Genomic DNA, 9,801 nt, shown 5'->3' with positions numbered 1-9,801 from the left:
CTGACGGATTAGTCAAGGGTTTATCTCATTGGACTTTAGTCCCATTTCTTACAGGTTTCTATCTAGGAGAAATGTGGCTGAAGCCAAAAGAGAGAAACAACTTGTAAACCGTCAGCTGAAGCAGACGGCAAATGAACCTGTAATAGTCAAGTGACTCTGATTATGGTGGTTGTATGGCGGGGATATGACACACCCCCTTCCCCCTCTCGAGAGGGGAGCCAGGTACAACCGGTCAATAATCGGATAGTTCATATTTGATAATATTTGAACTGTACGTATATCATTAATTAATCCCTTTTACGGAAGGGTAGACTAAATAAAATACACCTATGTTTATATTAATGCCAATTATTTTTATTGGGGGTATCATTGCTATTGCGCTTGAAGATAAGATAAAGATCAACAAAGCGGCAACAGCTCTTTTTATGGCCATTTCCTTATGGATGATATTGATGTTCGACGCTTATAATATTTTCGTTGAACGTTCGAACCCGCTGTTCGAAGAGTTTCTGATGCAGAACCCCGAAATGACAAATCTGCCTGCAAAAGACCAGTTTATTAATTTTATAACCAACCGTTCTATTGTTTACCATCTGGGAAATGTGGCAGAGACCTTGTTCTTTGTGATGTGTTCCATGCTGATTGTCGATATTGTAGATAAACACGGTGGTTTCAGGGCCGTGACGGGATATATCCGCACCTCCAACAAGCGGAAACTGTTGTGGTATATCAGTTTTGCCACTTTCTTCTTCTCCGCTTTGCTGGATAACCTGGCGGCAGCGATCGTGATTATGGCGGTACTTCGTAAGTTGGTTCCCGACAGGACCGACCGGTTGAAATATGCCTGTATGGTGATTATCGCAGCCAATGCCGGCGGTTCATGGTCGCCCATCGGCGATGTGACGACAATCCTGCTCTGGGTAGGAAAGAATGTGACGGCGATGCATCAGATTTCGCATGTATTTATTCCTGCATTGGTTAATATGCTGGTTCCGCTCTCCATTGCTCATTTCTGGTTGTTCAAGAAAGATGCCCAGCTGCGTGTCATGAGTGAGGAAGAGGCTGCCGATGAGTTTATTCCGGAAATACCGAATCATTCACGTCGGGTGATCTTTGTGATCGGCGTACTTTCATTGGCTTTGGTTCCGGTCTTTCAGATGCTGACCAATTTGCCTCCGTTTCTGGGGGTATTGCTGGGACTGGTTATTTTATGGATATATACCGATGTCATGTACAGCCGTTTGCATGTGCATGAATCAGAAAAACTGCGTATTACCCAGTTGTTGCCGAACATCGACCTGGCAACGATCTTTTTCTTCCTGGGAATCCTGATGGCGGTAGGCGCCCTGGAGACATCGGGACAGTTGGGGATCATGTCCGCCTATCTCGACAAACATGTGCATGAACCTTATTTAATCAGCTTTGTGATCGGAGCTTTATCTTCCTGCGTGGATAACGTGGCGCTGGTGGCAGCGACGATGGGTATGTATCCGATCGTGCAGCAAGCGCCGGATTTGGCACCCTATGCACAGTTTTTTGTTTCCGACGGAGGATTCTGGACATTCCTTGCTTACTGTGCCGTAACAGGCGGTAGCATCCTGATTATCGGTTCGGCAACAGGTGTCACGGTGATGGGATTGGAGAAAATAGATTTCATGTACTATACAAAGCGATTTTCAATATTGGCATTGATTGGCTATATTTGCGGTGCGGCAGTATATATGCTATTATTCGCTTAAACTTATTTATATGAAAAGAAAATGGATTATCGCAGCAGCCTGTGCCGTTTTGCTTTCCGGAATGGAGGCAATGGCTTGTACGGGTTTGCTGGTAGGGAAGAAGGCATCGGTCGACGGATCGGTGATGATCAGTTATGCAGCAGATTCGCATACCCTGTATGGCGAGTTATACCGTTGGCCGGCAGCGACCTGGCCGAAAGGCGCCATGCTGGAAGTCAGGGAATGGGATACAAATAAGCCGCTGGGACAGATTCCGCAGGTGGAACAGACGTATTCGGTTGTCGGCAACATGAATGAACATCAGGTGGCTATCACGGAAAGTACGTGGGGCGGACGTCCGGAGCTGGTGGATACAACAGGTATTATCGACTACGGAAGCCTGATCTACATCGCCCTCCAGCGTTCAAAGTCGGCCCGCGAAGCAATCAAAGTAATGACCGACCTGGTGAAGGACTACGGTTATTACAGCAGCGGCGAGACTTTCTCTATCGCCGACAAGAACGAAGCATGGGTGATGGAGCTGATCGGTAAAGGTCCGGGTAACAAAGGGGCTGTTTGGGTGGCCATCCGTATTCCGGATGATTGCATCTCTGCACATGCCAACCAGTCGCGCATCCAGCAGATTCCTTTTGATGACAAGGAAAACTGTATGTATTCGCCCGATGTTGTTTCTTTGGCTCGCGAAAAAGGGTATTTCAGCGGAAAAGATAAAGACTTCAGTTTCCAGAAGGCCTATTGTCCTTACGACTTCAGTGCATTGAGAGGTTGTGAAGCACGCGTATGGTCTTTCTTCCGTAAATACGATAAAACAATGGATAAGTACACCGACTTTATCAAGGGTGATCCTTCCAAGGAGCCGATGCCGTTGTATGTGAAGCCGGACCGTCTGTTGTCTGTTCAGGACGTTCAGAACGGTATGCGCGACCATTTTGAAGGAACCGATCTGGATATGACGCAAGATGCCGGAGCCGGTTCTTATAAAGTGCCGTATCGTTGGCGTCCGATGACGTTTAAGGTAGATGGACAAGAATATACCAACGAACGTGCCATCGCTACGCAGCAGACCGGTTTTGTAATCGTTCCGCAGATGCGTAACTGGTTGCCGGATGCGATCGGTGGAATCCTTTGGTTCGGTGTGGATGATGCCGATATGGCTGTGTTCACTCCGCTGTATTGCTCTATCACGGAATCGCCCGAGTGCTACCGGGTAGGAAACGGGGACATTATGAATTTCTCGTGGACTTCCGCATTCTGGATTCACAACTGGGTAGCAAACCAGGCTTACGGCAAATACAGTTTTATGATCAAAGACATTCGTCCGGTTCAGCAGGAATTGGAAAACAGTTATAAAGAGGTAATTCCGGCTATCGACAAGGCAGCCTCCGAATTGTATGCCAAGAATCCGGCGGAAGCAGTCCGGTTCCTGACCTGGTTCAGCACGACGACTGCCGATCAGGCAACTGCCCGCTGGAAGAAGCTCGGCGAGTATCTTTTAGTAAAATACATGGACGGAAACGTTAAGAAAGAAGAAAACGGCCAGTTCAAGCAAAATGGCTACGGGCTGTCCGAATATCCTGATTTCCCTGGCTACGATGAAGATTATTATCGCAGTATTGTGAAAAGTGCAGGTGACAGACTTAAAGTAAAATAATTATATTTGCGCATAATGTTGAACTAAATTAATGAGAGTATGAAGAAATTAATTGTTATGTGCATGCTGGCAATTATCAGCATGAGTGCATTTGCACAGACTCAGCAAGGACAATCGTCTTTCGGTTTTAATCTTGGTTATGGGTTTAACGAGAATGGAAATGCGTTGTTGGGGTTGGATTATCGTTATAATCTGACGGATGAGGTTCGTTTGGCGCCATCTTTGTCTTATTTTGTGAAAGATGATGGTTTGAGTGCCTGGGCTATCGACGTGAATGCCCACTATGTATTCAAATTGAGCGATATGTTCGGTTTCTATCCTTTGGCAGGTCTTGACCTTTCGTTCTGGAAAGTAAGTTTGGGAAATAGTGCAAGTCTGAATAAGACTCGTTTAGGAGCCAATATCGGTTTAGGAGGTGAAGTATATGCAACCGATCAGTTGAGTGTCGGTTTGGAATTCAAATATAATATACTCAAATCCTGGGGAGACCTGAGATTATCTCAGCCGCTTTTGGCGCTTCGCATCGGATATAATTTTTGATAAACAGATCGCTTTATAAATAGAAAGACCTCCCGGTAGAAAATTATTTCACTTGGGAGGTCTTTTTTCATTGATACATCTTTGTTTTGAAAAGATAGGTCTTTTAAATTCAAAATACCTATCTTTTGATTGCAAAGCATATATGTTTTGAATTCAAAACATATATGCTTTTTTAGGTAACAATTTGTTTACCACTTCTGATAATCCTCGAAAGTTACCTTTTCGAAGTTCGGAATCACTTCATATACTTTATCCTTTAATGATTCTTCCGGGTTGGTGGTGCTCAGGCCGATAACCCGCATGCCGGCAGCCGTTCCCGCTTGTATGCCGGCAAATGAATCTTCAAAAACGAGGCAGTCGGCAGGGGAGACATGCAGGTCGTCTGCGGCCAGCAAGTAACACATCGGGTCAGGTTTCCCCTTTGTGATGCGGTCTGCGGTCACGATTGTATCGAACATGTTTTCCAGATGATGCAGTTTGAATGCCCGTTCAACCTTTGTATTGTCCGAGCTGGTGACCAATCCCATCTGCACACCGTTCTTTTTCAGCAGGTGCAGAAATTCCAGGGAGCCGGGCATGGCGGGCAGGGGCATGGTGCTTTCGTATTCGGTCGATTCTTTGATGATCATCTGACGAAATTCTTCCGTGCGGTCGGAAAAATACTTTTCGATGATATAGGGGAGTGTAGTGCCTTTGATGACAGCAGCGAAGTTGTCGATACCTGTTCCGTAGCGTTCGCCTGCTTCATTCCAGAAAATATCGTAAATGGGTTCTGTGTCGACCAGCACGCCGTCAAAGTCAAAGAGAGCCGTTTTTAATTTCATAAAAATACCTTTATTGATTACATTTTGCACGCAAAGATAAGGCTATTCTTTGAAAAAGCTTCTATCTGTTGTAAAATAGCAACACTTTTGCTGTGCATTTATGAATAATATTTTATCTTTGTGCCCGTACACATGTGTTAGTTGACAGACCAGTAAAACAATTTTCTTATTTATAATACCTAAAAGAAAAACAGAATGAAAGCATCTTTGAAGTTAGCAGCCCTGTCTCTCGCGCTGCTTTGTTCCTGTCAGTCGAATGACGGCTGGGAAAAGTTATTCAATGGTAAAGATCTTACCGGTTTCAAGCAATTGAACGGCGAAGCGCCCTACCGGGTGGAAGACGGCTGTCTGGTCGGAACTTCGGTGACGGGCCAGCCGAACAGCTTTATGGCTACCGAACAGGAGTATGGCGATTTTATCCTGGAATTTGAAGCCCTCTGCGACCCGGCATTGAACTCCGGTGTGCAGTTTCGTAGCGAAAGCCGTCCGGATTACCAGAACGGGCGTGTGCATGGCTACCAATGTGAAATGGACCCTTCCGACAGAGCATGGAGCGGAGGCGTTTACGACGAAGCACGCCGTGGTTGGCTGGTGACGCTTGTCGATAACAAACCGGGACAAGCCGCCTATAAGAAGACAGATTGGAACAAATACCGTATTGAAGCGATCGGCAACAATATCCGCATCTGGCTGAACGGTGTGAACACGGCCAATCTCTATGACGACGAAACAGCCAAAGGCTTCATCGCTTTCCAGGTGCATGGCATCGGAAAGAATACCGATCTGGAAGGAAAAGAAATCAAATGGCGTAATATCCGCATAAAGACCGAGAACCTGGAGGCCGAACGTATGCAGGGAACCCTGGCTCCTGAAGTGAACCGTGTCCCCAACTACCTGACGGATGCTGAAAAAGCGGACGGATGGAACCTCCTGTTCGACGGACAGACAACTACAGGCTGGCGTGGCGCCCATAAAGAGGCCTTCCCGGATCATGGCTGGAAAGTGGAAGACGGACAGTTGATCGTCCTGAAATCCGGTGGCGGCGAGTCTACCAACGGAGGTGATATCGTGACCGATAAAGAATATGCAGCATTCGAGTTAAGCCTGGAATTTAAAATTACTCCGGGAGCAAACAGCGGAATCAAATATTTCGTGACGGAAGCAGAAAAACCTAGCGGCTCCGCCTACGGCCTCGAATACCAGATATTAGATGACAAACTGCATCCGGATGCCAAACTCTACACAACGACTCCCGGCAGCCGCACCCTGGCAAGCCTTTACGACATGATGCCGGCCGGTAACAAACGTTTCAACGGTGTGGGCAACTGGAACCAGGCTGTCCTGAAAGTATTCCCCAATAACCATGTGGAACATTGGCTGAACGGCTTTAAAACATTGGAATACGATCGTGGTTCGGATGCTTTCCGTGAGTTGGTGAAAGGTAGTAAATATGCTGCCCCGTCTTATAACGAGGCAGGACGTTTCGGTGAAGCTCCCCAGGGACATATCCTGTTACAGGATCATGGCGATGAAGTTGCTTTCCGCAGTATCAAAATCAAAGAATTAAAATAATCTTATTTTACACGGAGGAAGCTGCACAGAACAACCGGGCGGCGCACTTCGTGGATGATACGTTCAGAGGAGGTCAATATATTAAAAGTATATTGGCCTTCGTAATTTTTAAGGACAACCTCCAGGTCGCTGGGAGTTGCAAAGAAAAATCCTTCTTCCGGCATCTCCTGTTCGAAGTTGTGGAAGCGGTTGCCGAGATAGAAATTAAGCCCGTACAAGTTCCTGTATTTCTTGAGATTGTTCATAACGAACATATTATTCTCATTCAGCGGATATTCTTTCATTACCTTTTCCGCAAAAGGACGGGCAGAACCATCTTGGCGGATACCTCGCATGATAACCCCGTCGATCAGCAAATTGATCGTAAAACTCAGGGCAATCGTAGCATACAGGATCTTGATGTTTATCTTTTTGAACATCTGGTAAAGCACCGTCAGCAGCGCCACCAAAACGACGATAACAATGCAAACCGTCAGTCCGTAACTGAAAGAAAATATGTTGCTGACAGCTTCGACCTGTGCCAGGGTGGAGGTACGACTTGTGTACTGTGAAGCAATAGCCACGGGGTCGATAACACCGATCATCGTTAATCCGATGGCAATCAGTACCACAGTTGTGACCGATGCCAGGAAGGCAGCGAAGATACGGGTTACCTTTGTCCTGTATTCTGTTATATAGATGGCGTATTGTGCCAGGAATATTGCGATGAACGGATAAGCCGGCATTAGGTATACGCTTCTCTTGCTGGAAGGGATACTATAAAAGAAGATGATGCAAACCAATGCTACCAGGCTGAACAGTTTTTCCTTTTCCATGGAAAGAATATTATTCCAGCTGTCTTTTAGCATTTGTTTGAACGATACCTTTTTTCTCTGCCAGTTCAAACCGAAGAGGGAGAAGAAAAAGAAGATGGTCCAGGGAATAAATCCGGCAGCTAGCGTCATAAAGTTATACCATACGCCATTCTCGTGTCCCAGGTCATAATTGATATCGGGCGTATTGAGATGGAAGAAACGTCCGAAGTTTTCGGCAAGTACGACATCGAGAAATTTATCCCCTCCCTGTTTCCAGGCTGCGATATACCACAGCAGAGGCAGGAACAGAGACGAAACGCCGATATAAAGTAGTGCCTTGAAGATTGTCAGCAGGCTGTATTTACGAAGCATCAGCAGATAAGCACCGAACACGAATAAAGGCAAAATAACTCCTACAGGCCCTTTAGTCAGAACCGCACACCCCAACAATACCGGGATAATAACCGGCAGACCTTTTAACTCCAGCCGGTCTTCCCATCGGAACAACTGATAGAGGCCGATGACAATGAATGTCGTCAGTAGCATATCGACACGGGTAGTCATCGCCGCTCTGTGCATTTCAATGCACGTGAGTAGTAGGAGAGTAGCTATAAACGCCTGCTGGAATTTTATCCTTCGCCCGAAAAACATGAGCGTGCATCCCATCAGGCAGATAAAAGCGATTGTAGACGGCAGGCGAGAGGTAAACTCCGATACGTATCCCTGCGGATAAGAGAAAGCAGCCATCAGCCAGTGTGCCATCGGCGGCTTATAGGCAAATTCGTTGGCATAAACCTGGGGTAATATCCAATTGCCTGATTCAAGCATGGATATGGCAACAGATGCTTCACGCGGCTCTCCTTTAGTGGAGAAATCACCCAAGCCGATCCAGGGAAGCACGGAGATTATACAGATTATAATAACCATTGTTACCGGCTTTTGCAGGTAGAGATATTGTAATGTCGGTGTACGCATATTCTTTTTGTAAGAGGACTAAACCAGTTAATGTCGTTATATCAGTTTGCAAAAGAACGATTTTTTGCGGACTTTTTCCTCATTTTTGATAACTTTTTATGTCCCTAAAGATTCTTTGATGGAAGAACGTATGACTTCCGCATCCTCTTTGTTTTCTTTCAGAATGGAAAGAACGAAGTTTAAATAACTTTCCTTGTTACTGATACCGCAGAAGTTACATACACGGCTTTGCGGCAGCATCCCTTTTTGATTATACACACGAAGGATATTCTTGTAATCTCCCGTTTCGATGTACTGGTTGAATTTATCTTTTATCCCATTGTATATTTCATCGACATGGACGTTGTAGCGGATGCTTTCCACATGCTCGGTCAGTTGTTCGACGGTCGTTATCTTGCGGTCGACCGTTGTTTCCAGTTTCTTGCGGACGCGGTGTTTGGCATGCAGGATAACCTGGCTTTCGAGGTCTTTCTCAAAGAGTTTAATTACATTTTCCTTTACCTGGGTAAATACGACATCGGGATCTTTCATCATACGGCGTGCCACGGTGCGTATCACGGGTTCGAGCATCAGCAGGTTTTCCACTTCGGCTACGTCGGGAACGAAGATATGCTGGTCATGCAGATAGTCGATCTCTCCCTGCGTACGGCGGTCGCGGTCTACGATCCCCATGGATTCCAGCGTATGGAAGTCCTGCAACTGCCGGAAAGCCTTTGTCGTTTCAATCACCTTCTGGCAGCCACCCATCGGCTTGACCATATAATCGGGGAAGATCAGCGGGTAGAGGCGGTTGTCGATACTGTTGGAGTCGGTCCCTTCGATGAACAGGATCGGCTTGCGGCTCCCGAGGATATCTATATATACTTCTTCGGGAAGGCTGTCGCTGTTTTCTATCAGTTGGTAGTCCCAGACATGGGCGTCGGCATTGTAGTCCCTGATCCATATCCGTTTGCCTTCCGGACGAGAAGTGGCAAAGTCGATATCGTGCGTCAGATAAACGAATGTGCAGTCGGGACGCATAGCTTCGATCTCATCCCAAAGCAGGTTCTTGATCGAGTTGTGAAGCAGTATTTCCGGTTCTTCGATCACCAGCAGTTCGTTGGGACGGGCACAGAGTACGGCGCCTATCAGGTAGAAGACGATCTTCTCTCCGTCACTCATTCTGCCGGCCGTATAAGAATCGCCGTCGCGGCTGGTGGAAGCTAGTTCAATAAAGCCGGACTTCCTGACCAGGCGGTTATGTGGGAACATTTTCTCCCAGATGGCCTGTATACGGTCTATTTTGGTAACGGGCGGTTCCAGGTCCGGGGTCAGCTTGCAGGCTTCCTTATAGTTTACTGCCGCCTCAAATTCTTCGCTTTGCAGGTGGAGGATCAGTTTTTCGTATTCTGAAAGGCGGGGCATGAAGATGCGTTCCGCGATCATCGATTGCAGGCGTGCCAGTTCATTGCCTTCGACAGGCACAGGTTCTTCACTGCTGATAAACAGGGAGTGCATGCCGGATATCTTTTTACTGTTGTCGGAGTAACGCTCCAGCAGATCTCTGCCGAACGAACTTTTGCCGGCACCATTTGCCCCGATAACGACAAGCACATTCGTGTCGAGCACGATCGTTTCGGAGGCATTCAACTTGGAAGGGAGAGTGAGTTCCATACAGGTACTGATTTATTTTACTCCCAAAGGTAATTAAATTATTCGTATTCTAT

7 protein-coding genes are annotated in these 9,801 nt (G+C 46.6%); 4 read left to right on the top strand and 3 right to left on the bottom strand.

Annotated elements, in window-relative coordinates; all coding sequences use genetic code 11:
• Positions 1–329: 329 nt before the first annotated feature.
• The 3 genes from nhaD to NBH14_RS26975 are packed head-to-tail and all read left to right on the top strand — an operon-like array spanning position 330 to position 3,930.
• Positions 330–1,739 (top strand): sodium:proton antiporter NhaD, encoded by a 1,410-nt coding sequence (nhaD, locus tag NBH14_RS26985; protein WP_186961781.1) that lies wholly within the window; start codon positions 330–332, stop codon positions 1,737–1,739.
• A 10-nt stretch (positions 1,740–1,749) separates the two neighbouring features.
• Positions 1,750–3,390: a dipeptidase gene (locus NBH14_RS26980; RefSeq protein WP_186961780.1), complete on the top strand. Its 1,641-nt coding sequence runs from the start codon at positions 1,750–1,752 to the stop codon at positions 3,388–3,390.
• Positions 3,391–3,429: 39 nt separating this feature from the next.
• Complete coding sequence (locus NBH14_RS26975; protein ID WP_007656006.1) at positions 3,430–3,930, top strand: outer membrane beta-barrel protein; 501 nt, start codon at positions 3,430–3,432, stop codon at positions 3,928–3,930.
• Between the two features lie 188 nt (positions 3,931–4,118).
• On the opposite strand, the gene NBH14_RS26970 is transcribed toward NBH14_RS26975, so the two are convergent.
• A complete protein-coding gene (locus tag NBH14_RS26970) occupies positions 4,119–4,754 on the bottom strand; it encodes an HAD family hydrolase (protein ID WP_186961779.1) in 636 nt (211 codons plus the stop codon).
• A 195-nt stretch (positions 4,755–4,949) separates the two neighbouring features.
• Here NBH14_RS26970 and NBH14_RS26965 point away from each other — a divergent pair, with 195 nt between their 5' ends.
• Positions 4,950–6,326 carry a 3-keto-disaccharide hydrolase gene (locus NBH14_RS26965; RefSeq protein WP_186961778.1) on the top strand — a complete coding sequence of 459 codons (1,377 nt, stop codon included), beginning with the start codon at positions 4,950–4,952 and terminating at the stop codon, positions 6,324–6,326.
• A gap of 2 nt (positions 6,327–6,328) precedes the next feature.
• Here NBH14_RS26965 and NBH14_RS26960 read toward each other — a convergent pair whose 3' ends face one another.
• Positions 6,329–8,095 carry an ArnT family glycosyltransferase gene (locus NBH14_RS26960; protein WP_186961777.1) on the bottom strand — a complete coding sequence of 589 codons (1,767 nt, stop codon included), beginning with the start codon at positions 8,093–8,095 and terminating at the stop codon, positions 6,329–6,331.
• Between the two features lie 96 nt (positions 8,096–8,191).
• Positions 8,192–9,748, bottom strand: coding sequence for a DUF4435 domain-containing protein (locus NBH14_RS26955; RefSeq protein WP_128134879.1), 1,557 nt, complete (start codon positions 9,746–9,748; stop codon positions 8,192–8,194).
• Between the last annotated feature and the right edge of the window lie 53 nt (positions 9,749–9,801).

Source organism: Parabacteroides caecihominis, from assembly GCF_023656785.1.
Taxonomy (GTDB): domain Bacteria; phylum Bacteroidota; class Bacteroidia; order Bacteroidales; family Tannerellaceae; genus Parabacteroides; species Parabacteroides segnis.
This window is presented reverse-complemented; position numbering and strand designations above follow the sequence as displayed.